Genomic DNA, 26,437 nt, shown 5'->3' with positions numbered 1-26,437 from the left:
GAAAAGATTCTTAGTACCATTATATAATGAATGAGCATTCAGTCAATAACTTTTTCTGCATTTTCCCACTTTTCCCAGTCTGCTCTCCTATTTCATAGAAACCGCCTTCAAAGGGGATGCTATCAGGAAAAGATCCGAGGGGGACATGCGACTTGAAAACTGCCATTATCATACTTGCCATAGGATTGGCGCTGCTGCTCTGGGTGTCATGCGATATGGCGCTCGGCCGGCGGAAGCAGCTGTCAAAGGTCCAGAGAAAAAACTATCCGGTCAGGCAGAGCAGGATCGATTTGATCACGGCCGGCCCGGACTTATTCGAGAAGCTGTTCCTTGATATCAAACATGCTAAAAAGCATATCCATATTTTATTTTATATTGTAAAAAATGATAAAATCTCAGGCGAGTTCCTTTCCCTGCTGAAGAAAAAGGCCGAGGAAGGCGTCGAGGTCCGGCTGCTGCTTGATTGGGTAGGCAGCCTGCGTGTAAAAAGGAAGCTGATCACCGGCCTGAAGGAAGCCGGGGTCCGTTTTGCTTTCTGTCATGTACCGAAGCTCCCCTACCTGTTCTATTCCTCCCAATCGAGGAACCACAGGAAAATAACCGTCATTGATGGGAGTATCGGCTATTTGGGCGGGTATAACATTGGCAAGGAATACGTCAACCTGGATTCGAAGCTGTGTCCATGGCGGGATTATCACCTTAGGATGACAGGAGAAGGCGTCAATGATCTTCAAAGCGAATTTCTTTGTGATTGGCGGGATGCATCCGGAACAGACCTGCTCAGGGATGCGGCCTATTTTCCAAGGCTTCCACAGGAAGGCCTCCGGCACCAGCATATCCCATCAGAGGCCGGCTATCTGGAAGAAACCTTCCTCGCCATTATCCGGAATTCCAGGAGGAAGATCATCATCGGCACTCCGTACTTCATTCCGAGCCCCGCTCTTTTCCAGGAGCTGCGGCGGGCATTGGACAGAGGCGTAAGGCTGAGCATTATCGTCCCTTCAAAAACAGACCATCCCCTTGTAAAGGAAGCTTCCTATCCTTATCTCAGGGTGCTGCTGAAGGAAGGGGCACGGATCTACCAATACATGAACGGCTTCTACCATGCGAAGATCCTTCTTTCGGATGATACAGTATGCGATATCGGGACGGCCAATTTTGATAAAAGAAGCTTGTATTTAAACCATGAACTCAACTGTTATATATATGACAAAGCATTCATCCAGAAAGCTGAGAAAGTCCTTGAGCAGGATATGAAGGACTCAAAACTGCTTATGCTCAAAAATATTTCGGGCTTTAATGCAATCCGGTGGCTGCGGGAAGGAGTGGCGAAATCTGTTTCGTACTTTCTCTGAGGGCTAACGCCTCTCCTCCCTCCAGTGGTGCCGGGCCCAGGCCATTTTTTTAAAGGAGTAATTATGAAAATACGATTCGGCTATGTTTCCCAGGCGGTAAGCCTATGGGAGGCATCCCCTGCGAGAACACTGACATTTACGAGATACAAGCAGATGACAAAGGAAGAAGGCATGCAGAAGCTGCTGGCTGCAACTGCAGAGAATCTGCGGAGCACGAGAAGGATGCTTTATTATAACCTCGCCCACGATATAGAATTGTACCGGTTCTCTAGCTCTATCGCCCCCCTTGCCACCCATCCGGAGGTCATGTGGGATTTTGTCGCCCCCTTCCGCGATGAATGGCAGGAGCTCGGCAGACTGGTAAAGGACAATGGCCTGCGGGTCAGCTTCCATCCGAACCAGTTCACCCTTTTTACCTCTCCCCGCAGCGAAGTCACAGCAAATGCGGTAATTGATATGGAATACCATTACCGCATGCTCGAGGCAATGGGATTAGAAAACAAGGCGCTGATCAATATCCATATCGGCGGAGCCTATGGCGATAAAGAGACATCCATTGAACGTTTTTATCAGAACTTGAAGACCCTTCCTGCACATATAAAAGCAGTTATGACCCTTGAAAATGACGATAAAACCTATAACGCCGAAGAAACGCTCGCCGCCTGCCAGCGGGAGCAGATACCGCTGATCTTCGATTATCACCATCATATGGCGAACTTGAGCGAAAGGCCGCTTGAGGATATGCTCCCGGATATTTTCCGGACCTGGGATCATTTCGGCATGAAGCCGAAGATCCATGTGTCTTCTCCTAAATCGGAAAAAGCCTTCAGGTCGCATGCTGACTATGTGGACGCCGAATTCCTGAAGCCTCTGCTGGATCACCTTCATGCGATCGGCGAGGATGTGGAATTTATGATAGAAGCAAAGATGAAGGACAAAGCTTTATTGAAGCTTGTTGAGGATATCAGCCGGATCCGCGGCGTGAAGCGGATCAGCGGCGGGGCGGTTGAGTGGAAATAGGTTTTTAGGATACACGAGGTGGGGTTTTTCGGCCGGGTCATGTACCTGTGGCTGCTTTTGGGATACATGAGTCGGGCTCTTTTCGTCCGGTCATGTATCTCAGGCTGCTTTTGGGGTACATGAGTCGGGCTTTTTTCGCCGGGGCATGTACCTCAGACTGCTTTTGGGATACACGAGTTGCGCTTTTTTCGCCGGGTCATGTATCTCAGACTGCTTTTGGGGTACATGAGTTGCGCTTTTTTCGCCCGGTCATGTATCTCAGACTGCTTTTGGGGTACATGAGTCGGGCTCTTTTCGCCAAGTCATGTAACCTTAGGCTGCTTTTGGGATACATGAGTTGCGCTTTTTTCGCCGGGTCATGTATCTCAGACTGCTTTTGGGATACATGTATCGGGCTTTTTTCGCCGGGTCATGTATCTCAGACTGGTTATGGGGTACATGAGTCGCGCTATTTTCGCAGCGTCATGTATCTCAGACTGCTTTTGGGGTACATGTGTCGGGCTTTTTTAGCCCGGTCATGTATCTCAGACTGGTTATGGGGTACATGTGTCGGGCTTTTTTCGCCGAGTCATGTATCTCAGACTGCTTTTGGGATACACGAGTCGGGCTCTTTTAGCCCGGTCATGTATCTCAGACTGCTTTTGGGGTACATGACTCCTCGTTTACACAAATTTTATGTACTACAGTGGCCACATGCTCACTCTTTTCGGGCGGGGCATCGCCCCCTGCCTCTCCTCGCTTACAGGATTCCGCACTCTCCCCCTGCATCCCAATTCTTTATTTTAAAAAGCTTTCAAACCAAGGGCCCACTTGTTCAAACGCCTTAAATCCCAAATAGATGCCGATGATTCCCACTACTCCAGCCAGTGCTGGCGGGGCGGGTATCGGCAGTTTGAACAGGGCAAAAATAAATCCGACCGCAAAGCCTGTTATAAGTGACAGCAGAACAATTTTCATCATATTCCTCCTAAAAGTAGGCTCGTGTTGTTCCATAAATATCCTTTATTATGTGCAATAAACGCTCCATCATTCCACCGCCACTAAAACAGAAAAAACCCCGCTTCAAGGAAGCGGGGCATGAGTCTTACATTTTTTCAGGTGCGGATACACCAATTAATTTAAGTGCGTTTCTTAATGCTGTTTGTACAGCCTTGATCAGGCCGAGACGGGCTTTTGTTTTTTCCGGATTGTCGCTATCAAGCACTTTTTCGGCATTGTAGAAGCTGTGGAAGGCAGATGCGAGCTCGAAAATATAGTTTGTGATGCGGTGCGGCATACGCTTTTCTGCAGCCTCTGCAACTGCCTGTGGGAATTCACCCAGCTTCTTCAGCAGGTCGATTTCCTTCTCGGCAGAAATGAGGGAGAAATCAGCGTCAGCACTTAATGCCATCCCCTGCTCTTCACCCTGGCGGAGGATGCTCGAGATGCGCGCATGTGCGTACTGGGCATAATAAACAGGATTATCATTGGATTGGGACACAGCCAGATCAAGGTCAAAATCCATATGAGTATCAGCACTTCTCATTGCGAAGAAATAACGGACTGCATCGAGTCCAACCTCGTCCACAAGGTCACGCATGGTAACAGCTTTTCCTGTCCGTTTACTCATCTTCATCTTTTCACCGTTCTTGTACAGGTGTACGAGCTGGATGATTTCGACTTCAAGGGCATCCTTGCCATAGCCAAGCGCCTGGATGGCAGCCTTCATACGCGGGATATAGCCGTGGTGATCGGCGCCCCAGACATTGATAAGCTTTTCGAAGCCGCGCTCAAGCTTGTCTTTATGGTAGGCGATATCAGGCGTCAGATACGTGTAAGATCCGTCATTCTTGATAAGCACGCGGTCTTTATCATCGCCGAATTCGGTTGAGCGGAACCAGGTTGCGCCTTCTTCTTCATATACATGTCCGTTCTCTTTGAGTGCTTTCAAGGCATCGTCAATCTTGCCGTTCTGGTAAAGGGAAGTTTCAGAGTACCACACATCAAAAGGTACGCGGAAATCTTCCAAATCCTTTTTCAGCTTTTCCATTTCGTATTTAAGGCCGTATTCGCGGAATGCATCGAAGCGTTCCTTTTCATCGGCATTCACATATTTGTCGCCAAATTCATCGGCAAGCCTTTGGCCGATGCCGATAATGTCTGCCCCATGATAGCCGTCGGCCGGCATTTCTTTTTCCATGCCAAGCGCCTGGAAATAACGGGCCTCAACTGACAATGCCAGATTATTGATCTGGTTTCCGGCATCATTGATATAATATTCGCGGGATACATCATAGCCTGCTTTGGCCAGGATGCTGCTCAGGGAATCGCCGACTGCTGCACCGCGGGCATGTCCCAGGTGAAGGTCGCCTGTCGGGTTGGCAGAAACAAACTCAATCTGCACCTTTTGGCCATTGCCTGTATTCGTTTCTCCGTACTGATCTCCGGCGTCAAGGACGGTCGGGATCAGGTTCGTCAGGTAGCTGTTGTTCATGTAAAAATTGATGAAGCCCGGCCCTGCGATTTCAATTTTTTCAATGGATGCTTTGCTGCTGTCAAAATTCTCGATCAGCTGCTCGGCAATCATGCGCGGCGCCTTTTTGGCTACACGTGCAAGCTGCATCGCCATATTGGTAGAATAATCGCCATGCGCCTTCTCTTTAGGCGTTTCCAGGATTACATCCGGGATCTGCTCTTCTGCAGCAAGGCCTGCTTTAATGACCGCCTGCTTGATTTCCTCTTTCAGATTGCTTTGCACTTGTTCGACTATATTCATTTTTCTTCCTCCTCAAACGTAATCGCCAAATGATATGTACCTGCCTGTGATCCCTGCATTTTCATTTCATATAGAAGGTCAAAGGCCCCTGTTCCGCTGCCGTCGTCAAAGGACTGTGAGAGCCCTTTGGTCAGAGTCAGCATTTCCATGGTGCCGAAGGGCATTTCATAGCTTCCCCTCATCTTTTTGTTCATCCGGAAGGGCAGCCTCATTTTCACCGCTCCTGAACGGAGAATCAGGGCTTCTCCCTCTGCCATTTTAACAATCGTCTTTACTGTTCCGGCTTCGTTTTCTTCATCATATTGAAGAAAGCGGGAGCCGTTTTTTTTATAGTATCGGCCAAACGCAGTCAGTTCAAAAGTTTCTTTGCTGCCTCCGGTGCGAATATCGGTTTTTACTTTTATTTTAACAGGTGTCTGTTCCGCTGGGCTATTGAGCAACGGGCACACTTCCTTTTCGATTAACTCTTTAGTATAACTTTTTAATTATAAATTTTTTGGGGTTGAAGTGCAAATGGAGTTTGGCGGTGGTGGGAATTGGTTTAAAAATGGGCTGTTGAATGACGTTGGCAGGGACAGGGGTTAGCTTAATTATGAGGCCTGTTGATTTCCGTTCCAGGCACTTCGCTTTCCGCGGGGCGACGCTGAGCTTCCTCACCGCTGCAACGTCTGCGGGGTCTCAGCATTGCCGCTTCAATCCCGCAGGAGTCTTCGTGCCTTCCACTGCAATCAACAGGGCTTATTAGAATTTTTCAGCGGTATAACCAAGTTTAAAAAATTTATGTCTCTCATGGATGAAGTTCTTTAAACGAATTTCCCAATTTTGAACTTCGGTATTAGTTAATAATGAGGCTGTTGATTTCCCTTCAAGGCACTTCGCTTTCCGCGGGGCGACGCTGAGCCTCCTCACCGCTGCGCGTCTGCGGGGTCTCAGCATGGCCGCTGAATCCCGCAGGAGTCTTCGTGCCTTCCACTGCAATTAACAGGCTTTTTTAACTTTTTCAGCGGTATAGCCAAGACTCTAGGAAAAAGGCTTTTAAAAGACTTTAATTGCTCACTTATGGAAAATGAAAAGGGGTACAGAATTCATTCTGTACCCCCTCGATTACTATGACAAAGGCTTTTGCCTCCGCTTTTCTATTTCACCCAGCCCAATATCATCTCACGAATCAACTTGCTGGCTGTGTTGGCTGTTTGTTCTGACGGGTCGTAGATTGGTGCTACTTCCACGAGGTCGGCTCCGACAACTTTTACTTGTGAGCGGGCGATTTCGTGGATGGACGCCAGGAGCTCCTTGGATGTGATTCCGCCGGCGTCGACGGTGCCTGTGCCTGGTGCGTGTGCCGGGTCAAGGACGTCGATGTCGATGGTAACGTATACCGGGCGGCCTGCCAGCTTAGGAAGGATTTCCTTGAGCGGCTGGTGCACATCGAATTTTGAGATATGCATTCCGACTTTTTTTGCCCATTCGAATTCTTCCTTCATTCCTGAGCGGATGCCGAAGGAGAAGATATTCTGAGGGCCGATCAGGTCTGCGGCCTTGCGGATCGGTGTTGAGTGGGATAATGGCTCCCCTTCATAATTCTCGCGCAGATCTGTATGGGCGTCCATATGGATGATGGCCAGATCCGGGTATTTCTTATACATCGCCTTGAAAACCGGCAATGAGACAAGATGCTCCCCGCCCATGCCTAGCGGGAACTTGCCGGCAGCCAATAGCTTATCGACAAACTCCTCGATCAGATCAAGGCTTTTCTGCGGATTCCCGAAAGGAAGCGGAATATCGCCGGCATCGTAATATTTAACCTCCGCAAGCTCGCGGTCAAGATACGCGCTGTATTCTTCAAGTCCGATTGAAACTTCCCTGATGCGGGTCGGGCCGAAGCGTGAGCCCGGGCGGTAGCTGACTGTCCAGTCCATCGGCATTCCGTAAAGGACCGCCTGGCTTTCCATAAAATTCGGATGGCTCCCGATGAATACATTTCCTGAATAAGCTTCATCAAATCTAACCAAAATGACTCCCTCGCTTTACATGCTGGTGCCTGGCACCAATCTTTATTTTACAAGATCCTGCACAAACTTAGGCAGCACAAACGCTGCTTTGTGCAGTTCTTTTGTGTAGTACTTTGTGTCGATTTCGTGGAAGCGCTCTTCGCTTACTTCAAGCGGATTGTGCTTCTTGCTTCCGATTGTAAATGCCCACAGTCCGCTTGGGTATGTCGGGATGTTGGCCACATATAAGCTTGTGATCGGGAAGATTTCTTTTACATCCTTCTGGACGGTGCGGATCAGGTCTGCCTTGAACCAAGGGTTGTCAGACTGCGCAACAAAGATGCCGTCTTCCTTCAAAGCCTTGGAAATGCCGGCATAGAAGCCTTTCGTGAACAGGTTCACAGCTGGCCCGACCGGCTCAGTGGAATCTACCATGATGACGTCATATTCATTTTCGCTGTTGGCGATATGCATGAAGCCGTCGTCAACCTTTACTTCTACTCTTTCATCGTCAAGCATGCCTGCGATTTCAGGAAGATACTTCTTGCTGTACTCGATTACCTTCCCATCGATTTCAACCAGTGTTGCTTTCTTAACGCTTGGGTGCTTCAGCACTTCGCGGATAACGCCGCCGTCGCCGCCGCCCACTACAAGAACGTTCTCAGGGTTCGGATGCGTGAATAACGGCACATGGGCCACCATTTCATGGTATACGAACTCATCCTTGATGGATGTCATGACCATATCATCCAAGAGGAGCATATTGCCCCATTCTTCTGTCTCTACCATATCAAGCTTTTGAAAATCAGTTTGCTCTGTATGTAAAGTCTGCTTCACTTTCATTGTGATGCCAAAGTTCTCTGTCTGTTTCTCTGTAAACCAAAGTCCCATTCTGAACATCCTTCCATTTTAAAAATTTGTATAGTGCGCATAAAACGCTCTCAAAACTTTTTAAAAGTTGTGCGGTTATCTTTATGCTTCCCTAACTGTTTAATTACAAACATGAGAAAAAGTATAGATGAATCTAGCAAAATTGCAAGAAAAAAATGAAACTCGCGAATAAATTCCTTCTCTTATTTCAATACTAGGAATAAAGACCAAATTTGGGTGCCGGAAACCATACGCGCACCGTTTATAAAAAGGGGTGAATTATGATGGAAGTCATGGCCGGTCAGCGGTACAAGAGAGCGAAGAAATATGTGCGGGCAGCCGCTGTCATCAGTTTAATAGGAATGATTGCTGCCGGGCTTGCCATCGGCGCCGTCCTGATATATGCCAAGATCCTTGGCCCTCCTCCGCTGGCCGTACCGCAGTCGACCTTGTATTACTCTGAGGACGGTGAAGTGATCGGGGAAAGCAGCAATGGCCAGAAGCGGTATTGGGTGGCGCTTGACCATATTTCCCCTCATCTGATTGATGCAACGGTTTCAGTCGAGGACCAGAATTTTCATTCCCACCACGGCTTTGATTATAAACGGATTGCCGGGGCTGCGCTTGCCGATTTAAAAGCGATGGCAAAGGTCCAGGGAGCCAGCACCATCAGCCAGCAGTATGCCCGGAACTTGTTCCTCGCACACGAGAAGACATGGAAACGGAAAATGATGGAGGCCTTCTACACAATCAGGCTTGAGATGAACTATTCAAAAGATGAGATTCTGGAAGGCTATATCAATACGATTTATTATGGCTATGGCGCTTATGGCGTACAGGCAGCAAGCCAGTACTATTTTGGGAAAGATGCTGAGGAGCTTAACCTTGCCGAGGCTTCCATGCTTGCCGGGATACCGAAGGGCCCTGGCGTCTATTCCCCTCTCGCTTCTTTCGAAAGGGCCAGGGACCGCCAGCGCATCATTCTGGATACAATGGCCATGCAGGGGAAAATCACCGCGGAGGAAGCTGATAGAGCTTTTGGGTCAGCGCTCAAGCTTGTCGGCGAATTTCCGCATAAAGCAATCGAAAAGGCGCCGTATTTTCAGGATGCGGTCAAAAATGCGCTGAAGAATCAGCTTCAGCTTGATGACCGCACAATAGAACTTGGCGGCCTGAAGGTATACACAACACTTGATACAAAAATCCAGGCAGCTGCCGAAAAAGCGGTAACCGGCAATATTAGCAAAGATTCGGAAATCCAGGTCGGGCTTGTGTCAGTCAACCCGAAGAACGGACATGTAAAGGCAATGGTCGGCGGAAGAGATTATAGCGAGAGTCCGTTCAACCGGGCGGTTCAGGCAGTCCGCCAGCCTGGCTCGACGATTAAGCCGCTTCTTTACTATGCTGCCCTCGAACAGGGATTCACCCCGGCAACCATGATGAGGAGCGAGCAGACCACCTTCCGTTTTGATGACGGCAGGCAGGAATACACACCGCATAATTTCAACAATCAATATGCGGATGGTGACATCACCATGGCACAGGCACTCGCTTTGTCGGACAATGTGTATGCTGTAAAGACCCATCTCTTTTTAGGCGAAAATACGCTTGCAGAAACAGCGAAAAAATTCGGCATCACTTCCAAAATGGCTGAGGTTCCTTCCCTGGCGCTTGGGACATCGGGTATTAGGGTCATTGAACTGGCCAATGCGTACAGCCTTTTTGCCAATGGAGGAAAAAAGGTTTCCCCTGTCCTGGTGACAAAGGTTGAAAATCATAAAGGCGAAGTGATTTATGAAGAAAAGAAAGAGCCTCTGCCGGTGCTGAAGCCGGAGGATGCATATGTTATGACGCAAATGATGACCGGCATGTTTGACCATAAGCTTGACGGCTATTCCAGCGTTACGGGCAGCACCATCATCAGCAAGATGACAAGGCCATATGCCGGCAAATCAGGGTCCACCGACACAGACAGCTGGATGGCCGGGTTCACGCCCCAGCTCGTTTCCGCCGTCTGGACCGGATATGACCAGGGCGAGCCCATCACATTGACGGCCGATAAAGCTTATGCAAAGAATATCTGGATACAGTTTATGGAGGATGCCCATAAAGATTTGCCCGTCAAACGGTTCAAAGGTCCAAAAGGAACGGTCGGCGTGTATATCAATCCGGAGAACGGAAAAATCGCCACCGACCATTGCCCGGTTCAGCGCCTGACCTATTTCACCGCCGGGACCGAGCCGACCGAATATTGCACCGATCATCTGGAGCATATGGAAGGAGAGCCGGAACAGCCTGTGAAAAAACCCAAGGAGAAGAAAACCTGGTATAAAAAGCTGTTTCAGTGGGGATCTTAGCATAGTCAATAAAAGGAAAAACCCCGGGTTTCCGCCCGGGGTTTTTCGTGTCCTAGTTCTATACAGTGCATCAACACTGTAAATAAGTTTACTTTTTTTATCGCCGCTCGGCAAGTAGGTTGGAATTTAAGTTCGAAAATCTGTCACAATTTCGTCAAAATTTTTAACTGGAAGCCAAATCTTTTTTCAGCTGGTCTTCTGCCCTTTCCCACATGCCCATATCGTGATTCTTCAGGAAGTCTGCAAGGATTCCTTTAGACTTGTCATCCATATGGTCGACGATGATATGGCGTTTGATGCTTTTATCAAGCCTGTTGACATGCTCAGGCAGCAGTTTATAGCCGCGGCGGATTTCCCGGTCCACCGTCATAAAGCAGGCAGTGACACCGGCATAATAAGGGCCTTCCTGCTTGCGGTCGATCGTCACCCATACGAGCCAGTAAGGCTTTCCGTTCGGAACGTCCTCCTGGTTGGTCAGGAACTTGATTCCTTTTTCTACAGTGCTTCTTGCATGCATGGCGCCGATATCAACATGGGCATCTCCCGCTTCCACATCCACAAAGACCGGTGACACATTATCAAGGCTGAGGGAGCCTCCCCCAAAGCCGCCATGCCCGTCTGTCGGGTCGCTCTTAATGATGTTGAAGCCAATATTTTTTTTCTTCTTTTCTTCCATTTGATGTATCCTCCTTTTAAAAAGGTCAGTTATCATAATTTGATCTTTAATTTTGACCTGATTTCCGAATCGTCAGCCGCGCAGGAACAGTCCCGAGAAGAAGTCATGCATCCCGTTGATCAGGACCGGCAGCACAGTGCCGAAAATCGGCTGGATCGTATACTGATCAAGTGGTGTGATGACAAGAATCAGGAATATAATCGAACCATATGCCTCAAACTGGGTGAGCTTAGGCCTGATCCCCGCCGGGGCGAGATCCTCAATGATCCGGTATCCGTCAAGAGGCGGAAAAGGCAGCAGGTTAAACACAAACAGCATGAGATTCAAGTAAATGAACAAATCCAGGAACTCGGGCACAAAATCAGGCAGGCCCGCTGCTGCTCCGGCCGCGGCCAGTCCGTACCAGATGCCAAGGCCCAGGCCCGCCATCAACAGATTGCTGAGCGGTCCGGCAAGCGAAACCGATATCCCCGCAAGCCTTGGATTTTTGAAATGGAAACGGTTCACCGGCACAGGCCGTGCCCAGCCGAATCCCGCTATAAAAATCAGGATGGTCCCAAGGGGGTCCAGATGGTGGATCGGATTGAGCGTCAGCCGCCCCTGCTTTTGTGCCGTCGGGTCGCCGAATTTATAAGCAACAAACGCATGGGCAAATTCATGGACCGTAAAAGCGATCATTAACGTCAGTGCTACATAGGGAATCTCCCTGAAAGAAAAGGCTAAAAATTGTTCCAATGGTTCCAACGGCCATACCCCTTTTTTATCTTGAATAAAGTCCTTTAGCATACAGGCAGCTGCCTGCATACTTATCTATTTTTCAGTATACATGAAATGCCGGGCGAAGGGAAAACTCCGCTTCCGGGAAAAGCCCGGCATCAGCCCGCGCCCCGAACTGGCACTTCCCTTAAGCCTTCTGCTATAGTAAAAAGTATAAAAAGGAGGAGTTTATTATGCCATATGTGACAGTCAAAATGCTTGAAGGACGTACAGAAGACCAGAAAAAAGCTCTTGTTGAAAAAGTGACCGATGCGGTCAGTGAAACGACCGGTGCTTCTAAAGACAAAGTCGTCGTATTTATCGAAGAAATGAGCAAAAACCACTATGCCGTCGCAGGCAAACGCTTAAGCGACGAAGATTAAAACATCTTAATGACGCCCGCCAAACAAAGAAAAAGCTAAGCACATCCCTAGTGCTTAGCTTTTTCTTTCAGCTTTTCAATATATTGATAGGCCTCTTCAACCTCTTCTTCTGTGTACTTCTGCTTGCTCTTTAAAGTGAATACCTTCTCCTGCACCTCTTCGCGGGGAAGATTATCAAAATATAAAACCGTTGAGACAAGCTCCAGGAATCTTGCATTCTGGCTGTTCATATCCTCCAGGCAGTCCGGCAGGCAAGGCATATCAACCTGGTTGACGGATAGAAATTCCCGGCCGTTGTCCGTCAGTGTGTACCGGTATTGAAAATAGCCGCCCTTCTTCTCTTTCACTTCATTCAGGAAGCCCATATTGCAAAGCTCCTCCACCCTCAATGTCAGCTCCTCTGAATAAGGCCCGTAAAAGTGGAACTGGAACCGCTCCTGAAAAGGAAAAGAAATCTTCTTTGCAATAAAAATCATCTTCTGAAGCTTTTTCCGGCCGATGACTTCCCCGGAAGCCGCCAAAGCGTGCACCAAATTGGCATGATCTTTTAACAAAACCCCTCATCTCCTACTCCAAAGTAATTACCGCTTCTATGTATGTCGATTAGATCTCCAGCATTTCACGGATTTTTTTCTTAATAGTCTTCTTGCTGCCCTCGTCCATAATCAAATCAGCAGGATAATATAATTTGTGGTCCGTCCGCCTTTTTCCGGATATCGCATCAACAATTTCCGATTCGCGCGACAGTTCCCGCAGGTCCCCGTTTTTCATCTGCAGGTGGATCGGAAGACGCTCCTCTTCCTCTCCCGGCCTGTAGAAGTCATACGGAAGATCTGAGGAGGAATCGACAACCAGATAATACTCAGGATCAAGCCCTGCCTTGCTGAACAGCACAGACAGCTCGGCCAGCTTCTTGTATTCCTTCGCCGGGTCAAATTCCACATATTTAAAGAGATTGCGGTCCATATACCTTTTGCACAAATCCCTCAGAATTGGATCTTCTTCTTCCTGCCACATCTGGAAATAATAGAGTATCACGGCTTCATCAAGCTTCAGATAGTCTTCCAGCGTCACTTCGCCTTCAAACAGTGTATAGAAATGGAGGGGAAGGTACTTGAATGCATAATAATTTTCATGGAGCTGTTTGGCCCTGTGCAGGATTTTCGTCAATATGACTTCCGCACTTCTTGTTACCGGGTGGAAATAGACCTGCCAGTACATCTGGTAGCGGCTCATGATATAATCCTCGACCGCATGCATCCCGCTCTGCTTGATGACAACCTGGTCCTCCCTCGGGCGCATGACCCGGAGAATTCTTTCCATATCAAAATGGCCATAGCTGACACCGGTGAAATACGCATCGCGCTGCAGATAGTCCATCCTGTCGGCATCGATCTGGCTGGAAATCAGGCTGACGACCTGCTTATTCCGGTAAGTCTTCGCAATCACGTCGGCTACATCCTTCGGAAAATCCTTCCCGGCTCTTGAAAGGACAAGATTTACTTCGGTATTGCCAAGGATGATTGCCTGTGTGTAATGCTCATGATCCAGGTCGAATACCTTTTCGAATGAATGGGAAAAAGGGCCATGCCCCAAATCGTGCAGGAGCGCCGCACAGAGGGATACAAGGCGTTCATTGTCATCCCACTCTTCCCGGCCGGCAAATACATCATCGATGATGCGCCTGACAATCTCGTAGACTCCGAGTGAATGATTGAAGCGGCTGTGCTCTGCCCCGTGGAAGGTCAGATAAGTCGTCCCCAGCTGCTTGATCCGCCGCAGGCGCTGAAATTCCCTCGTCCCGATCAAATCCCAGATCATTCTGTCACGAACATGGATATAGCGATGGACAGGGTCCTTGAATACTTTTTCTTCGCTTAATTTTTCCGTTGAATATGGCATCTTTTCCCCTCTTCCTGTGCACCAGCCCGGCCTATTCCCGTTTTTTTCCTTTGTATCTATTATAGCCAGTTTTCACCGCTAAATCATTACAAAATCTGCTGTAATTCCCTTTTCTTCGACAAAATCCAGACACAGCAAGGCTTTCGGAAAAATAAAATTTTCCCTGTGTTCAGATGATGTTCTTTTTCCACAAACAGGCAGCAGGCTAAACGTGCCGGGAAGAAAAGAAATTGCCCCATCTGCCGGAGCCGCACAGCATTTGGCGAATAAAAAATCACCTTAAGACAGGTGTCAAAGGCGATTTATTTTTTCAGCTTTTTTTCGATTTTCTCTCTTAGCTCTTCTTCTGACAATGCTGCCAGCGGACGGTTGTTGACAAATGCAAAAGTCTTCTTCCTGCCCGGCCCGCAATAGGATTGGCAGCCTACGTCCACTTTTGCCTCAGGGTCGATATCCTTCAGCATGGGGATCAGTGTTTTCAGATTAACTGCCTGGCAGTCGTCGCAAACACGGAATTCGTTTGCCATTTCGTACATCCCTTTCTCGGTCTATCATTTTTAAATTATCTATAGAAAATTTTAGTTGCTATCTCAATTAATCTGCCCGGAGGCACTAAAGGGTATTTTACATTTTCTGAACTTGTATTGCAAGCTGCAATCTTTAGCACCGCTGGCAGGCTGCAGGCATTTTTTCCAGCACATTCTCCCTTCTCCCCAGTCCCTGAATATATCAGAAAAAAAAACTACTATCCTTTTATTCCCTCTGTATAAAGAAAGAAAGATGTGGCCATGCTAGTGCTAGAAGGTTATATAAACCAATTTTGCCCAGGGAGTTGAAGAAAAAATGAAAGTAAGACAGGATGCATGGTCAGAAGAAAATGATTTATTGCTTGCTGAGACGGTATTAAGGCATGTCAGGGAAGGAAGCACCCAGCTGAACGCTTTCGAGGAAGTCGGAGATAAGCTGAACCGCACTTCTGCCGCCTGCGGATTCCGCTGGAACGCTGTTGTTAGGCACCGCTACGAAAAGGCGCTGCAGCTCGCCAAGAAACAGCGCAAACAGCGCAACAGGCTGCTCGGGAAAGAACAGGGCGGCAAGAAAAAGCTGCTGTACAATCCTCCGGTCCCAGCTGTTGAAGAAGTTGAATTGCTCACTGCTGATACACTGCCAATGCCGGAAGAAACAGAAGTCTATACGGAGACTTATACAGAAATAGATATAGATGCCGATGGAGATGCTGAAGAAGAAACAATCGAAGCTCCAGAACCAGTATTCTCTTATCCTGCTTATCAATCGGCGCCGCAGCCGCGGGCCCAGCTGAATCTGGATTCGGTCATCAGCTATTTGCAAAGCCTGAACGGCTCCACCCTCAGCGCTGATCTGTTAAAAAGCGAGAATGAAAGATTGAGGCGCGAAATCGCCATGCTGAGGAGCCAGAATGAGGAATTATCCGGAAAAATCGGCATGCTGGAACAGAATACCGTCACGATCCAGGAAGATTACGAGACGCTCATGAAAATTATGAACAGGGCAAGAAAGCTGGTACTATTTGACGAGGAAGAACGCCCGGCCACCAAATTCAAGATGGACCGCAACGGGAACCTGGAAAAGGTAGCAGAATAAAGGACCCCGCTGTTTTATAGACTCGGAGAGAAGAAATGGCAGCAGCCTGCCCCCTTAAACAGAAAACCGCCCGGATTAAAGGGCGGTTTTTCTATTCCTGGATGGTCAGGCGGGATCCTGAAGGGTGCCGAATACTTTTTCATTCCGCTCGGCGACCCGCTCATAATAGCTTTCATAAAGGCCGGCTTCTTCTTCATTCAGTCCTCCGGCATACAGCCTGCCTGATCTGCTTTTCAGCACGTTCAGGAACCTCATCATCACATCTGCGACCGTCAGCTCGGACTGGAGCAGCTCGCTGAGCGATGCCATGACCGGCGGTGTAATGTCAGGGTACAAGAACTTCGTTACCGCATCCTTTTTCGCCCTGCTGTAAAACTCCCGGACCAATTCAGCCCGCCCGCTGCCGCTGCCGTTTACGCATAAATAAATCTGGACTGCCACACCCTTGCGCAGCCTGCGCTGGGAAATGCCGGCGAACTTCCTGCCGCCTATGCTTAGATCATAGCTGCCGGGGCAATAAGAGCCGACAATTTCCCTTGCTTCTATTTCATATGGGAAATCGCTGAACATTTCTTTTATTAAAAGCCACATAGCATCATAGCCGCGGTTGATATCAATCCCTTTTTCTGATTCCGGAAAAATGAGCGACAGATTCAGTACACCCTCATCCAGCACAACTGCCAGGCCGCCCGAGTTGCGGACAATCGCCCGGTAACCCTGATTTTGCAGCCAGTCCACCCCGTCTTCCAGGTATGGAAGCCGTGAATCCTGGATGCCGAGCACGATCGTCCGGTCATGAACCCATGCTCTTGCCGTTGCAGGGGTTTTTCCCGATCCGACAGAAGCACAGAGCGTATCATCCATCCCGAACGAATGCATCGCATTCAAATGCAGTCCCGCACTCGACTGGTCTATTATCCGCCACTCCGGCTGCTGCAGCAGCTCACTTGCTTCGTTCATCTTCAGTACTCCTTTAAATAAACAATATGGGATTATTATAGCATACGGGCGGCGGGAAGAAGAAAAGGGGCGGAGCCGCTGATCGGGTGCGCAGTTGGTTATTGAGTTCAGCTTTTTGACTGCTTTTTCTGCTTTAAAACTGATCTCTCTGCCTGAAAAAAGCCTATCTTTGGGGGGGAAACAGCGCGGGAGCTGCTTTCTGTCCAATTCGGGGCATATTCTACCGGGTCCCCCCGGGAATCTACCAACTTGACGCTATATTCTACCGACTTCACACTGTAATCTACCGAATTGAGCGTTTTTTCTACCAACTGGCAGCTGACAGCCCCACCGCGCCGCTCCACAACACGCTGCACCGCAAAAAAGAACCGGCACACCAGAGTGCCGGCTCTCTTCTATTACTGATTCAATGCCTGAGCTGCTGTGATCAAAGCAAGCTTATACACGTCTTCCTGGTCACATCCGCGGGACAGGTCATTTACCGGACGGTTCAGGCCTTGAAGGATCGGTCCGACCGCTTCAAAGTTACCAAGGCGCTGGGCGATTTTGTAGCCGATATTCCCTGCTTCCAGGCTTGGGAATACAAATACATTAGCATCTCCCTGCAGCGGTGAATCCGGAGCTTTCTTTTCAGCAACAGATGGAACGAAGGCTGCGTCGAACTGGAATTCGCCATCCACGATGAGCAATGGCTCACGAAGCTTGGCTTCTTCAACTGCCTGGGATACTTTTTCCGTTTCAGGCGATTTTGCAGAGCCTTTGGTAGAGAAGCTCAGCATGGCAACGCGCGGGTCGATGTCGAACATTCTTGCTGTCTTGGCGCTTTCGATGGCGATTTCCGCTAGATCTGCGCTGTCTGGTGCGATATTGATTGCACAATCGGCAAATACATACTTTTCATCTTCGCGGACCATGATGAAGACACCGGAAGTCTTTTTGACGCCTTCTTTTGTCTTAATGATCTGAAGAGCCGGTCGGACTGTATCTGCAGTAGAGTGAGCTGCTCCGCTGACAAGGCCGTCTGCTTTATTGGCATAAACAAGCATGGTGCCGAAATAGTTTTCATCAAGAAGAATGCGGCGGGCATCTTCTTCTGTCGCTTTTCCTTTGCGGCGCTCAACAAATGCAGCAACAAGTTCGTCCATCATGGCAAAGTTTTTCGGGTCATAGATTTCGACAGAATCAAGGGATACATCCAATGATTTTGCTTTATCCTCGATTTGTGCAATATCCCCGATCAGAATAGGGGTAAGAATTTTGTCAGCTGCCAGACGGCCTGCTGCAGTCAGAATCCTTTCATCTGTTCCTTCAGGAAATACGATTCGCAGATTATTGCCGGAAACCTTATTCCTTAATCCTTCAAAAAGATCACTCATATGAAAATCCTCCTTTTATATGTAACAAATCACTCGGCTTAAGCGGCGCTGAGACTGCCTTTATCCATAGAAGTGGGCCTGCGTCCGCTATTCTCACTCCCTTAGGATACTCCTCCACTGTGAAAATTCAAGAACAAGGAGAAGTGGCAGCGGTTACACCTGAAAAGTTTTTGTTTTCTTAACATTCTTATATTTATATCTGGGAATCGATTCTCTCCGGACGATGTTAATATGGTCCTTTTTGCCGGAAAATATCCGATTTCGCGCCCGTTCTGGTTGCCTAATCTGCTATTCTTTAGAATCCCCTTGTTTTCCCGGCTGGAAACCTGATTGAGAATAATTTTTGAAAGCTGGTAAGCGACATATAATTTTCAAGTTTCAGGCAGACGTGTTATGGTGAAACTATGATATAGTATTGATGAGAATTCGAGTACATATATAGGAGTGATCAGAATGACTGAAGCAGCACAAACGCTTGATGGCTGGTATTGCCTCCATGATTTCCGCACAATGGACTGGACGACATGGAAAATGACTCCGAAAGAAGAGCGCGATGCAGCAATCCAGGAGTTTATGGGCCTTGTGGATAAATGGAATTCCGTGCAGAGCGAAAAGAATGGCAGCCATGCTTTATATACGATTGTTGGACAAAAAGCAGATTTCATGATGATGATCCTGCGCCCTACAATGGAAGAGCTGAATGAGATCGAGAATGAGTTCAATAAATCAAAGCTTGCGGAATATACCATTCCGGCACATTCTTATGTTTCCGTTGTGGAGCTCAGCAACTATCTGCCGGCCGGAGAGGATCCTTATCAGAATCCTCATGTCCTGGCACGCCTTTACCCGGAGCTTCCTAAAGCAAAATATGTTTGCTTCTACCCGATGGACAAGCGCCGCCAGGGTGAAGATAACTGGTATATGCTCCCTATGGAAGACCGCCGCAATATGATGCGCAGCCACGGCATGATCGGCCGCCAGTATGCAGGCAAAGTAAAGCAGGTCATCACCGGCTCTGTCGGCTTTGACGATTACGAGTGGGGAGTAACCCTCTTCGCAGACGATGTGCTTCAATTCAAGAAGCTTGTCTACGAAATGCGCTTTGATGAAGTGAGCGCCCGCTACGGCGAATTCGGCTCCTTCTTTGTCGGAAACCTGCTCCTGGAAGACCAGATAGGCAGCTTCCTGAATGTTTAATATATGAATCAGGCCTCGGCTTTTGCCGGGGCTTTTTTTATTGAAAAAAAAACCGTCACATTTACTGCAATTGGGCTTCCAATTTTTCTATCTATACAGTTACCAATAAATAGATTCCTGCTTATAGAGCAAGCGCCCTCCGCTTTTCTTTTTGTCCAGCTCCGGCTCCTAGGTGCTCGAGTCATAAGTCACTTTGGAACCGAAGGCAAAGAACGCCTTCAATTCCAAAGCGCCTTATGCTGGGCCCGCAGGATGCGGGTCATGCAGGCGTTGCCACAGGACGTGGCGTCTTTAGCCTGCGTTCCTTTATTCTGAACAAGCGCCCTCCGCTTTTCTTTCCCCCATCAGGCATAATACAGCATTTCCCACATATTTATGAAATAGTGAGTTTGGTTTTATACGGATACTTTCACTTACAGCCTTTGAATAGCTGCTGAGAGAGGTGAAGTTATGGCCGTTATTCCTTATACCGAAGAGGATGTGAAGCTTCTCGCAAGGCTGATGCGTGCGGAGGCTGAAGGGGAAGGAAATCTGGGCATGCTGATGGTCGGCAATGTCGGGGTGAACCGGGTCAGGGCCGATTGCCTGGATTTCAAAGAGATTCCTTCCATCCGGAAAATGGTTTATCAGCGGCCAGGCGGATTTGAAGCCACCATCAAGGGCTACTTTTATCAGCGGCCCCGTCAGAATGAGCTCGACCTGGCCAGGAAAGTCATCAAGGGGCAGCGCCATCATCCTGCCAGCAATTCGCTCTGGTTTTTCCGCCCCACCGGGGACTGCCCTGCCCAATGGTATAATCAGCCGAATGCAGGAAGATACAAAGCACATTGCTTCTTCCAGCCGGCCCAGGCAGACTGTCCCACTGTTTATTAATGACATTTAGGAGGGATTTATTTTGAAACAGCAATCTGTACCGCAGCAGCAATATGTTGATTACCGCACCTATCCGCCTTATCAGCAGCAGCAGCCGCAACAGCAGCAGCCTTACTATGGGGCCGGCACACAGGCACAGGGATACGGCGCCCAGCAGGCCTATCCGCAGATGCCGTCCGGTTCCATGCTCACCACATCTCCGCCTTCAGGTTCACCCGTTTCACAGGTTCCCGGGATGCTGCCTATTGAGCAATCCTACATTGAAAACATCCTCCGTCTGAACAAAGGGAAGCTGGCAACCGTTTACGCCACCTTTGAGAACAACAGGGAATGGAATGCGAAGATTTTCAAGGGAATCATTGAAGCGGCAGGAAGGGATCACCTGATCTTGAGCGATCCGCAGTCAGGCACACGCTATTTGATCCCGATGATTTATCTGGATTATATTACATTTGATGAAGAGATTGAGTATGACTATCCATATGGAGCGGCTCCAGGGCTGGCAGCCTTTCCGCCAAGATAATGAAAAGCCTGGCTTATGCAGCCAGGCTCATTTTTTTACAGATATTTAACTGCGGCAATGATCAGGAGAACCCATGCAGCAAGGAAGGCGACTCCGCCGAGCGGCGTGATGGCGCCGAGGACACTGATCTTTGTCAGCGTCAGGACGTACAGGCTTCCGGAGAAGAGGATGATTCCAATCAGCATCAGCCAGCCGGACCATGACAGTAAGGCCGTTGCCGGCAGTCGTCCCAGCAGAACACCGATGATCAGAAGTCCGGTGGCATGGAACATTTGATAGGTTACACCTGTTTTCCAGGTTTCAAGATACTTAGGTTCAACTTTTCCTTCCAGGCCGTGGGCGCCGAAAGCCCCAAGAGCAACAGCAAGGAACGCATTGATTGCACCGATTATGATAAAAATTTTCATGATTTCACCTCTTCATCGACTTCTTAAAAGTCGAAAATTGAATCTCCATTTGCTTCATTTTCCATATTCATCTTCCTGGGCTGCTGGATTGAAGCCAGCGGCACACTTTCCTGTACAGGCTGAGGAATATAAGATGCAGCCGGCCGCACCGGCTCTGAACTTGTCTTCTCACCTTCCAGAAGCAACTCGCATAAAGCCTTTATAGAATATACACGCTCCCGGATCATTTCCTCAGAAGAGCTTGATTTGGCCCCCTGCAGCTCCTTTTCAATCTTGGCAAGCAGATTTCCAACAGGTATCTGCATACTGTTCACCTCTTTTTCCTAAATCTCTACAGCTCCATTTTCGGCAGCAGGCACCCATGCTATTCAGGCAGCCGAAATTACTTGGACTTTCCCTCAAATTTAAGGCAAGGATGGCCTGAAGCCCTTTCAACCGCTTTGGACGGAAGCTGCCTTCCCTTAAATTGAAACGCCCTGCACCCTTTCGGAAACTGCCGGTCCCATGTCACGTAGAAATGCTTGCATTTAAAGCAATTTGGCTGATTGCTGTCCAATCCTGTCATCCTTTGCTGAGCCTTATTTCTAACTCATTTGGCTATCGGTTTCTATTTTACATGACTTGTACCCATTATACATCCTAAAACTCTGACAGTTCTTTGAATAGAGAAAGGCGGAAGCGTCTTGCCCGCCTTATTTTATACTTGTCTATTAAAAAATGCCGTCAGCTTTCGACGGCATTCTTCATATGCAATTTCCGTTCCACGTGAAACATGCCGGAATTAGAGATCTGGTATCTGCCAGTCTATCTCCTCTTCCCCATTATCCTTCAAAATCTGATTGGTTTTTGAAAAGTGATGGCTGCCAAAGAATCCTCTTCTTGCTGATAGTGGGCTGGGGTGGACTGATTTTAGGATAATATGGTGCGGATTATCAATCAGCTTGGCCTTTTCCTGGGCGGGCTTTCCCCAAAGCAGGAATACGACCGGCTTTTCCCTTTCATTCAGCAGGGCAATAACGCTATTGGTAAAAGTCTCCCACCCCTTATTTTTATGGGAATGGGCTTCCCCCTCCCGCACGGTCAAAACGGTATTCAGCAGCAGGACACCCTGCTCCGCCCAGCTGACCAGATACCCGTTATCAGGGATTTTGCAGCCAAGATCTTCATGAAGCTCCTTGAAAATATTCCTTAAGGAGGGGGGAATCCTGGTCTGCGGCTTGACCGAGAAGCTCAAACCATGGGCCTGTCCCGGTCCATGGTACGGATCCTGCCCCAGGATGACCACTTTTACATCCTCATAATCGGTATACTTCAGGCTGTTGAAGATATCTTCCCTGGCCGGATAGACCGTCTCGCTCGCATATTCTTCTTCCAGGAATCTTTCCAGTTCATGAAAATACGCTTTTTCGAACTCCTCTTCCAGAAGCTCGCCCCAGCGGTTATTTAATAGCTGCATCAGAATCCCCCTTATAGCTGACAGAGGCCTCATAGCCCAGCCTGCCAAAAAATTCGCTGATCGTTTTTTCTGCGTTCTTCTCAGCAAGTTCAAGAATCCCCTGGTCAATCGCTTCCGCTTCTACCAGTTCCTTTGCCTCTGCTGCAAGGCTGTATGCCTCATCCCAGTTCACATCATCCCGAAAAATCCCGGAAGCCGAAAAGGTCTGGACATGCTCAAGATCGAGCGACGGCTCCTGGAGGATGCTTGCCTTCGGAAGGGAAACTTCAATCCTCTTATCCTCTTCCGACACCTTGATATCCTTTTCTCCAACCTGCTCAAGATCGACCCCTGCCGTTACCGTTCCCGGGACAATAAGCAGAAGCTTGCGCTTTGTCCCCGGCAGATCCGTTTCTATCTGCCTTCCAAACAGTTCATTGTCTTCTTTTTCAATCACGGCCTTCACGAGCGCCTGTGATGATGCCAGCGTTGACAGGCCGCGCACCTGTTCTATAAAACTCCCTTTCTCTTCTTGAGCTGATGACCCTGTATAAAAATAAAAGATTCCTGCTGTAAGCAAAATTCCGATCATAATAAGCGACAATAAAAGCAGCCCGATTTTCCAGCTCCACTTCCTGAACCCGTAGCGCAAAAACCGTGAAAACGTGAACGCACCCCCGCTGCCTTCAAGAGCGGCGGCACTTGCAGCCTGCTTGCGGGAAGTTTTCAGTTCCTTCATAAGCGCCTCCATCTGTTCTAATACTTCCTGTTCTTTTTTCAATATCTCCGCTCCTTTTCTATACCCGTTCGTTTCCATTATAAAATGAGAACTGCCTTTTTTGTAAAATTTTGCTGAAACATTGTACACAAAGATTGAAGTTTAAGTATGGAAAAAAAGGATAAATAAAAGAATAAGCGGACAGGCACATTGTCCAAAAAAATTAGAGGAGGAATTATTCATGTATAAAATTGAGGTTTGTGAAAACGGCGTACAAGCAACGGATACTATTAAGACTTTAACAGCAGAAGGCTATGAAAAGGACAATATCTTTATTTTTGCGCATGACGAAAACCGTTCCGAAGATTTAACTGATGCTACCAACACTGGGAGCGTCGGCTTGAAGGAACAGGGCTTATTTGATTCTGTCGGCAATATGTTCAATAAGCGCGGCGACGAGCTCCGCAACAAGTTCGAAGCTCTCGGCCTTTCAAAGGTGGAAGCTGAGCAATACGAAAAGGTGCTTGATGAAGGCAAGCTTGTCATTGTAGGTTCAAACGAATAAGTAAGAAGGTTCTCCAGCCGTTCCGGGTCACCCCCCGGGACGGCTTTCTTACTGAAAAAAACAGAACCCCTCTGCAGCCAGGCAGAGGGGTTCCTGTATTTAACCCAGCAGACGCTGGTAGATGGCTTTTGCATGGGACTCATCCTTCGTGCCATGGATGAGGGCCCGGCCGTCACTGAAAAAGACGGCCCTTTCGGCACCCAGCTCGGCAGACAGAAGATAGGGATTGCCCTTTACTTCATAGCCGAGCCGGCCAAGCTGGCCTGCCAGCCCTTCAAGGTCAAGGTCCCGCTTACCAGGCGGGCGGATCTGGACCGTATCCCGGCCGCAGAGTACGGCTGTCCTGGTCCGGTTATCCTGCTCCAGGTAAGGATAGGTCCTTTCAGCGCCGCATGAAGGGCAGCCCGGATCCTTGGCTTTAGCGGTCCCCATATTTGTATACTGGCTGTGCCAAAGATCGAAGCTGACAAGCGAAGTCCTGACAGCGTCCCAGTCTTCTGCCAGGATTTTCAGCGCTTCTGCCCCCTGATGGGCTACGGTCATCTGGACGGCCGGTCCGATGATGCCGCCTGTATCACAGGTAAGCCCCTGCAGCGGAACAGCTTTCAGAAGGCAATTCAGGCATGGGGTCTTGCCCGGGATCACGGTAAAGCTCATTCCAAAGCTGCCGACACAGGCTCCGTAAATCCATGGTATTCCAAGTTTCTGGGACAGATCATTGATGACCATCCTTGTTTCAAAATTGTCAGTGGCATCAATCATCAGATCAGTTCCAGGCGCAAGCTCAGCCAGAAGTGAAGGATCTGCATCCCCAACAATGCAGCTTAAGCTGACGGAAGAATTTATTTCCTTCAGCCGCCTTTCTGCCGCCTTTGCTTTCGGCAGTTTTTCCCTGGCATCCTTCTCTGCATAAAGCTGCTGCCTCTGAAGATTGCTTTCTTCCACATAATCTCTGTCAATGATCGTCATACTCCCGACCCCCGCACGGATCAGGAGCTCTGCACAGCCGGAGCCCAGCGCCCCGGCCCCGATGATCAGGACATGCTTCCGGGCGATCTTCTCCTGTCCCGCCGTGCCGATTCCGGGAAAAAGCGTCTGGCGCGAATATCTTTCGTCCAACCTATTCCCCTCCTCAGCCGCCGCTGACCGGCGGGATGAAAGCGATGACGTCTCCCTCTTTGATCAGCTCGTGATCCAGGGCGAACTCTTCGTTCACTGCTGTCATTACGGTTTCCAGATTAAGGTGATAGGCTTCAGTTAAAATGGCTTTCAGTTCATTAATCGTCTTGCCCGCGGCGTCAAGCTCGATTTCTTCCTTGCCTGCACTTTCACGCAAGTGGGCAAACAGTTTGATGTTATTCATCCAGATCCTCCTTTTGCGGACGGCCAGCCGGATAAGAAACGGATTCAAGCTGGTTGCCGATCCATTCTTCCCCGTCCTCCCAATGTTCCTTTTTCCAGATAGGGACTATCTCCTTGATTCTTTCGATGGCATAGCGGTTCGCTTCATAGGCATCCGCCCTGTGCGGGGTAGATACAGCAATGACGACGGCTATATCGGTAATATCCAGCCTGCCTGTCCGGTGGGTGATGGCTGCCTTCGCGCCTTCCCATTTTTCTTCTATTTCATGGCCGATCTGCTCAAGCTTCTTCACTGCCATTGATTCATATGCTTCATAGACGAGATACAGGGTTTTCTTGCCGCCCGTCAGCTCCCTGACCGTCCCAATAAACACGGTGACCGCCCCAGCATTCCGCTGGATGACTTTATCAGTGACAGCCTGAACATCAATCGGTTCTTTTGATAGTTCAAAATCCATTTTCTCACCTCTTAGGATTCTCGAAGTTTTTATCTATATAGAATAGCAGGATTGGCTTCCCATTCCCAATTTTAAGATTCCCTGCCGAGCATACGCTTAGCCTGCTCGTATTCAGAAGGATGGTTCATATTGAAAAAACAGGCCTCCTCACCACCCCAGCCTTTTTCCAAAAGCTCTTTCTCTGATAAAATCCGGCTGTCCTCTGTGAGCAGATTCCTCATTTTGCGGTCGCCTGCTTCAAGCATTTCCTCTGCCCTCCGGTATAACCCCTTGTGATAGGCACCGAACAAGGGATGAAGCTGCCCGGAGATTTTCGGAACAGCGGCCTGGCATTCGCCCAGCTCGTTTAAAAGGATGCTGCCGAGCCCGGCTGAAAGAAAGGGCATATCACAGGCTGCGGCAAGATTATAGTCTGTTTGCGAATTTTTCAGTCCTGCATGGAGTCCGGCAAGCGGCCCTCCGTCCTGATAGATGTCACCAGCCATCAGGCAGCCGAGAAAATCGTAGTCTTCCGGGGAGTTGGTGACAATGATGATATCCTGGACTGCCTTTTTCAGCTCGTCACGCACCCGTTCAATGACCGTAATTCCCTCTAAGGTCATAAGCGCCTTATTCTGGCCCATCCGGCTTGAACGCCCGCCCGCAAGAATGATTCCTGTTGCTTTCATGCAGCAGCCTCCTTTTTGGTATATGTATCTATTGTAGCTTTCTTGATGGTGGATTAATAGGTAGTGGGAAAAACATCCATGGAGGGGTGTAAAAAGAGTTTAGTGGTAACAGAGAAAAAAAACTGCGGAATTATAAGGGATGCTTAAAAAGTTTTAGAAACCTGCTGTTTGGAGTGCAAGGCACGTAGACTCCTGCGGGAGATAGCG

General features: G+C 48.7%; 29 protein-coding genes. 9 read left to right on the top strand and 20 right to left on the bottom strand.

From position 1 onward, the window contains the following. Positions 1-215 precede the first annotated feature (215 nt). Both cls and uvsE read left to right on the top strand, forming a co-directional pair. Positions 216-1,355, top strand: coding sequence for a cardiolipin synthase (cls, locus tag ABU165_RS05655; protein WP_009792579.1), 1,140 nt, complete (start codon positions 216-218; stop codon positions 1,353-1,355). 63 nt (positions 1,356-1,418) lie between these two features. After that, positions 1,419-2,375 (top strand): UV DNA damage repair endonuclease UvsE, encoded by a 957-nt coding sequence (gene uvsE / locus ABU165_RS05650; RefSeq protein WP_318059737.1) that lies wholly within the window; start codon positions 1,419-1,421, stop codon positions 2,373-2,375. A 777-nt stretch (positions 2,376-3,152) separates the two neighbouring features. Here the strand turns inward: uvsE and ABU165_RS05645 are convergent. The 5 genes from ABU165_RS05645 to speE form a co-directional block, all read right to left on the bottom strand. After that, complete coding sequence (locus ABU165_RS05645; protein WP_129613044.1) at positions 3,153-3,332, bottom strand: XapX domain-containing protein; 180 nt, start codon at positions 3,330-3,332, stop codon at positions 3,153-3,155. 127 nt (positions 3,333-3,459) lie between these two features. Continuing rightward, positions 3,460-5,130, bottom strand: a complete 1,671-nt coding sequence (gene argS, locus ABU165_RS05640; RefSeq protein ID WP_318059736.1) for an arginine--tRNA ligase — start codon at positions 5,128-5,130, stop codon at positions 3,460-3,462. Then, complete coding sequence (locus tag ABU165_RS05635; protein ID WP_318059735.1) at positions 5,127-5,579, bottom strand: YwiB family protein; 453 nt, start codon at positions 5,577-5,579, stop codon at positions 5,127-5,129. The genes argS and ABU165_RS05635 overlap by 4 nt, the downstream gene beginning before the upstream one ends. 687 nt (positions 5,580-6,266) lie before the next feature. Continuing rightward, a complete protein-coding gene (speB, locus tag ABU165_RS05630; RefSeq protein WP_094769437.1) occupies positions 6,267-7,142 on the bottom strand; it encodes an agmatinase in 876 nt (291 codons plus the stop codon). A gap of 42 nt (positions 7,143-7,184) precedes the next feature. Beyond that, a complete protein-coding gene (gene speE / locus ABU165_RS05625; RefSeq protein WP_009791651.1) occupies positions 7,185-8,012 on the bottom strand; it encodes a spermidine synthase in 828 nt (275 codons plus the stop codon). A 263-nt stretch (positions 8,013-8,275) separates the two neighbouring features. Between speE and ABU165_RS05620 the strand changes: the two genes are divergently transcribed. Further along, complete coding sequence (locus tag ABU165_RS05620; protein WP_318059984.1) at positions 8,276-10,348, top strand: transglycosylase domain-containing protein; 2,073 nt, start codon at positions 8,276-8,278, stop codon at positions 10,346-10,348. 163 nt (positions 10,349-10,511) lie between these two features. Here the strand turns inward: ABU165_RS05620 and ABU165_RS05615 are convergent, their stop codons facing one another. Both ABU165_RS05615 and ABU165_RS05610 read right to left on the bottom strand, forming a co-directional pair. Then, positions 10,512-11,024, bottom strand: a complete 513-nt coding sequence (locus tag ABU165_RS05615) for a YwhD family protein (protein WP_022544515.1) — start codon at positions 11,022-11,024, stop codon at positions 10,512-10,514. A gap of 72 nt (positions 11,025-11,096) precedes the next feature. Continuing rightward, a complete protein-coding gene (locus ABU165_RS05610) occupies positions 11,097-11,759 on the bottom strand; it encodes a site-2 protease family protein (RefSeq protein WP_035401327.1) in 663 nt (220 codons plus the stop codon). Positions 11,760-11,974: 215 nt separating this feature from the next. Here ABU165_RS05610 and ABU165_RS05605 point away from each other — a divergent pair, with 215 nt between their 5' ends. Next, positions 11,975-12,163, top strand: coding sequence for a 2-hydroxymuconate tautomerase (locus ABU165_RS05605; RefSeq protein ID WP_009791655.1), 189 nt, complete (start codon positions 11,975-11,977; stop codon positions 12,161-12,163). A gap of 47 nt (positions 12,164-12,210) precedes the next feature. On the opposite strand, the gene ABU165_RS05600 is transcribed toward ABU165_RS05605, so the two are convergent. From ABU165_RS05600 to ABU165_RS05590, 3 genes are all read right to left on the bottom strand, one after another. Continuing rightward, positions 12,211-12,717 (bottom strand): YwgA family protein, encoded by a 507-nt coding sequence (locus ABU165_RS05600; RefSeq protein WP_009791656.1) that lies wholly within the window; start codon positions 12,715-12,717, stop codon positions 12,211-12,213. Between the two features lie 49 nt (positions 12,718-12,766). Then, positions 12,767-14,065 carry an HD domain-containing protein gene (locus ABU165_RS05595; RefSeq protein WP_009791657.1) on the bottom strand — a complete coding sequence of 433 codons (1,299 nt, stop codon included), beginning with the start codon at positions 14,063-14,065 and terminating at the stop codon, positions 12,767-12,769. Between the two features lie 302 nt (positions 14,066-14,367). Beyond that, positions 14,368-14,592, bottom strand: a complete 225-nt coding sequence (locus ABU165_RS05590) for a YuzB family protein (RefSeq protein ID WP_022544517.1) — start codon at positions 14,590-14,592, stop codon at positions 14,368-14,370. A gap of 316 nt (positions 14,593-14,908) precedes the next feature. Between ABU165_RS05590 and ABU165_RS05585 the strand changes: the two genes are divergently transcribed. Further along, complete coding sequence (locus ABU165_RS05585; RefSeq protein ID WP_094769433.1) at positions 14,909-15,688, top strand: RsfA family transcriptional regulator; 780 nt, start codon at positions 14,909-14,911, stop codon at positions 15,686-15,688. A 105-nt stretch (positions 15,689-15,793) separates the two neighbouring features. Here the strand turns inward: ABU165_RS05585 and lipL are convergent, their stop codons facing one another. Both lipL and pta read right to left on the bottom strand, forming a co-directional pair. Beyond that, on the bottom strand, positions 15,794-16,648 hold the full coding sequence (gene lipL, locus ABU165_RS05580) for an octanoyl-[GcvH]:protein N-octanoyltransferase (protein ID WP_318059734.1): 855 nt from the start codon (positions 16,646-16,648) through the stop codon (positions 15,794-15,796). 398 nt (positions 16,649-17,046) lie between these two features. After that, a complete protein-coding gene (gene pta / locus ABU165_RS05575; protein WP_009791662.1) occupies positions 17,047-18,024 on the bottom strand; it encodes a phosphate acetyltransferase in 978 nt (325 codons plus the stop codon). A gap of 453 nt (positions 18,025-18,477) precedes the next feature. On the opposite strand from pta, the gene hemQ reads away from it, so the two are divergent. From hemQ to gerQ, 3 genes are all read left to right on the top strand, one after another. Then, complete coding sequence (gene hemQ / locus ABU165_RS05570; RefSeq protein ID WP_353762595.1) at positions 18,478-19,221, top strand: hydrogen peroxide-dependent heme synthase; 744 nt, start codon at positions 18,478-18,480, stop codon at positions 19,219-19,221. A gap of 450 nt (positions 19,222-19,671) precedes the next feature. Beyond that, positions 19,672-20,094, top strand: a complete 423-nt coding sequence (locus tag ABU165_RS05565) for a cell wall hydrolase (protein WP_148949894.1) — start codon at positions 19,672-19,674, stop codon at positions 20,092-20,094. Positions 20,095-20,116: 22 nt separating this feature from the next. Then, the gene (gene gerQ, locus ABU165_RS05560; protein WP_009794338.1) at positions 20,117-20,617 is read left to right on the top strand and encodes a spore coat protein GerQ; all 501 of its coding nucleotides are present in this window, start codon (positions 20,117-20,119) and stop codon (positions 20,615-20,617) included. Between the two features lie 35 nt (positions 20,618-20,652). Here gerQ and ABU165_RS05555 read toward each other — a convergent pair whose 3' ends face one another. From ABU165_RS05555 to ABU165_RS05540, 4 genes are all read right to left on the bottom strand, one after another. Beyond that, complete coding sequence (locus ABU165_RS05555) at positions 20,653-21,024, bottom strand: DUF423 domain-containing protein (protein ID WP_009794339.1); 372 nt, start codon at positions 21,022-21,024, stop codon at positions 20,653-20,655. Positions 21,025-21,047: 23 nt separating this feature from the next. Then, positions 21,048-21,329: a YwdI family protein gene (locus ABU165_RS05550; RefSeq protein WP_094769431.1), complete on the bottom strand. Its 282-nt coding sequence runs from the start codon at positions 21,327-21,329 to the stop codon at positions 21,048-21,050. Between the two features lie 476 nt (positions 21,330-21,805). Then, positions 21,806-22,480 (bottom strand): uracil-DNA glycosylase, encoded by a 675-nt coding sequence (locus ABU165_RS05545; protein ID WP_396349958.1) that lies wholly within the window; start codon positions 22,478-22,480, stop codon positions 21,806-21,808. Then, on the bottom strand, positions 22,464-23,240 hold the full coding sequence (locus ABU165_RS05540; RefSeq protein ID WP_022544521.1) for a DUF4230 domain-containing protein: 777 nt from the start codon (positions 23,238-23,240) through the stop codon (positions 22,464-22,466). The genes ABU165_RS05545 and ABU165_RS05540 overlap by 17 nt, the downstream gene beginning before the upstream one ends. 178 nt (positions 23,241-23,418) lie before the next feature. Here ABU165_RS05540 and ABU165_RS05535 point away from each other — a divergent pair, with 178 nt between their 5' ends. Next, complete coding sequence (locus ABU165_RS05535; RefSeq protein ID WP_009794344.1) at positions 23,419-23,742, top strand: YflT domain-containing protein; 324 nt, start codon at positions 23,419-23,421, stop codon at positions 23,740-23,742. A gap of 99 nt (positions 23,743-23,841) precedes the next feature. Here ABU165_RS05535 and ABU165_RS05530 read toward each other — a convergent pair whose 3' ends face one another. The 4 genes from ABU165_RS05530 to mobA all read right to left on the bottom strand — a co-directional run bounded on the left by ABU165_RS05530 (position 23,842) and on the right by mobA (position 26,230). Beyond that, positions 23,842-24,861 (bottom strand): ThiF family adenylyltransferase, encoded by a 1,020-nt coding sequence (locus tag ABU165_RS05530; RefSeq protein WP_318059733.1) that lies wholly within the window; start codon positions 24,859-24,861, stop codon positions 23,842-23,844. Positions 24,862-24,874: 13 nt separating this feature from the next. Next, positions 24,875-25,105: a molybdopterin converting factor subunit 1 gene (moaD, locus tag ABU165_RS05525; RefSeq protein WP_101548855.1), complete on the bottom strand. Its 231-nt coding sequence runs from the start codon at positions 25,103-25,105 to the stop codon at positions 24,875-24,877. After that, positions 25,098-25,562 carry a molybdenum cofactor biosynthesis protein MoaE gene (locus ABU165_RS05520; protein ID WP_101548853.1) on the bottom strand — a complete coding sequence of 155 codons (465 nt, stop codon included), beginning with the start codon at positions 25,560-25,562 and terminating at the stop codon, positions 25,098-25,100. Before ABU165_RS05520 ends, moaD begins: the two co-directional genes overlap by 8 nt. A gap of 71 nt (positions 25,563-25,633) precedes the next feature. Beyond that, entirely contained in the window at positions 25,634-26,230 is a 597-nt protein-coding gene (mobA, locus tag ABU165_RS05515; RefSeq protein ID WP_129613026.1) for a molybdenum cofactor guanylyltransferase, read from the bottom strand. Positions 26,231-26,437 lie beyond the last annotated feature (207 nt).

This window comes from Cytobacillus sp. T106 (genome assembly GCF_040492155.1).
GTDB classification, from domain to species: domain Bacteria; phylum Bacillota; class Bacilli; order Bacillales; family Cytobacillaceae; genus Bacillus_AB; species Bacillus_AB infantis.
The sequence above is the reverse complement of the archived record's forward strand: the minus strand, read 5'-3'. Positions and strand labels throughout refer to the sequence as shown.

Coding starts and splice junctions, on each gene's coding strand:
- ABU165_RS05615 (WP_022544515.1), bottom strand. CDS start 11,024: ATGGAAGAAAAGAAGAAAAAAAATATTGGCTTCAACATCATTAAGAGC.
- hemQ (WP_353762595.1), top strand. CDS start 18,478: ATGACTGAAGCAGCACAAACGCTTGATGGCTGGTATTGCCTCCATGAT.
- argS (WP_318059736.1), bottom strand. CDS start 5,130: ATGAATATAGTCGAACAAGTGCAAAGCAATCTGAAAGAGGAAATCAAG.
- lipL (WP_318059734.1), bottom strand. CDS start 16,648: ATGAACGAAGCAAGTGAGCTGCTGCAGCAGCCGGAGTGGCGGATAATA.
- ABU165_RS05550 (WP_094769431.1), bottom strand. CDS start 21,329: ATGCAGATACCTGTTGGAAATCTGCTTGCCAAGATTGAAAAGGAGCTG.
- pta (WP_009791662.1), bottom strand. CDS start 18,024: ATGAGTGATCTTTTTGAAGGATTAAGGAATAAGGTTTCCGGCAATAAT.
- ABU165_RS05585 (WP_094769433.1), top strand. CDS start 14,909: ATGAAAGTAAGACAGGATGCATGGTCAGAAGAAAATGATTTATTGCTT.
- ABU165_RS05620 (WP_318059984.1), top strand. CDS start 8,276: ATGGAAGTCATGGCCGGTCAGCGGTACAAGAGAGCGAAGAAATATGTG.
- ABU165_RS05535 (WP_009794344.1), top strand. CDS start 23,419: ATGTATAAAATTGAGGTTTGTGAAAACGGCGTACAAGCAACGGATACT.
- moaD (WP_101548855.1), bottom strand. CDS start 25,105: ATGAATAACATCAAACTGTTTGCCCACTTGCGTGAAAGTGCAGGCAAG.
- mobA (WP_129613026.1), bottom strand. CDS start 26,230: ATGAAAGCAACAGGAATCATTCTTGCGGGCGGGCGTTCAAGCCGGATG.
- ABU165_RS05545 (WP_396349958.1), bottom strand. CDS start 22,480: ATGCAGCTATTAAATAACCGCTGGGGCGAGCTTCTGGAAGAGGAGTTC.
- ABU165_RS05565 (WP_148949894.1), top strand. CDS start 19,672: ATGGCCGTTATTCCTTATACCGAAGAGGATGTGAAGCTTCTCGCAAGG.
- uvsE (WP_318059737.1), top strand. CDS start 1,419: ATGAAAATACGATTCGGCTATGTTTCCCAGGCGGTAAGCCTATGGGAG.
- ABU165_RS05520 (WP_101548853.1), bottom strand. CDS start 25,562: ATGGATTTTGAACTATCAAAAGAACCGATTGATGTTCAGGCTGTCACT.
- ABU165_RS05645 (WP_129613044.1), bottom strand. CDS start 3,332: ATGAAAATTGTTCTGCTGTCACTTATAACAGGCTTTGCGGTCGGATTT.
- ABU165_RS05605 (WP_009791655.1), top strand. CDS start 11,975: ATGCCATATGTGACAGTCAAAATGCTTGAAGGACGTACAGAAGACCAG.
- cls (WP_009792579.1), top strand. CDS start 216: ATGGCGCTCGGCCGGCGGAAGCAGCTGTCAAAGGTCCAGAGAAAAAAC.
- ABU165_RS05595 (WP_009791657.1), bottom strand. CDS start 14,065: ATGCCATATTCAACGGAAAAATTAAGCGAAGAAAAAGTATTCAAGGAC.
- ABU165_RS05555 (WP_009794339.1), bottom strand. CDS start 21,024: ATGAAAATTTTTATCATAATCGGTGCAATCAATGCGTTCCTTGCTGTT.
- speE (WP_009791651.1), bottom strand. CDS start 8,012: ATGGGACTTTGGTTTACAGAGAAACAGACAGAGAACTTTGGCATCACA.
- ABU165_RS05590 (WP_022544517.1), bottom strand. CDS start 14,592: ATGGCAAACGAATTCCGTGTTTGCGACGACTGCCAGGCAGTTAATCTG.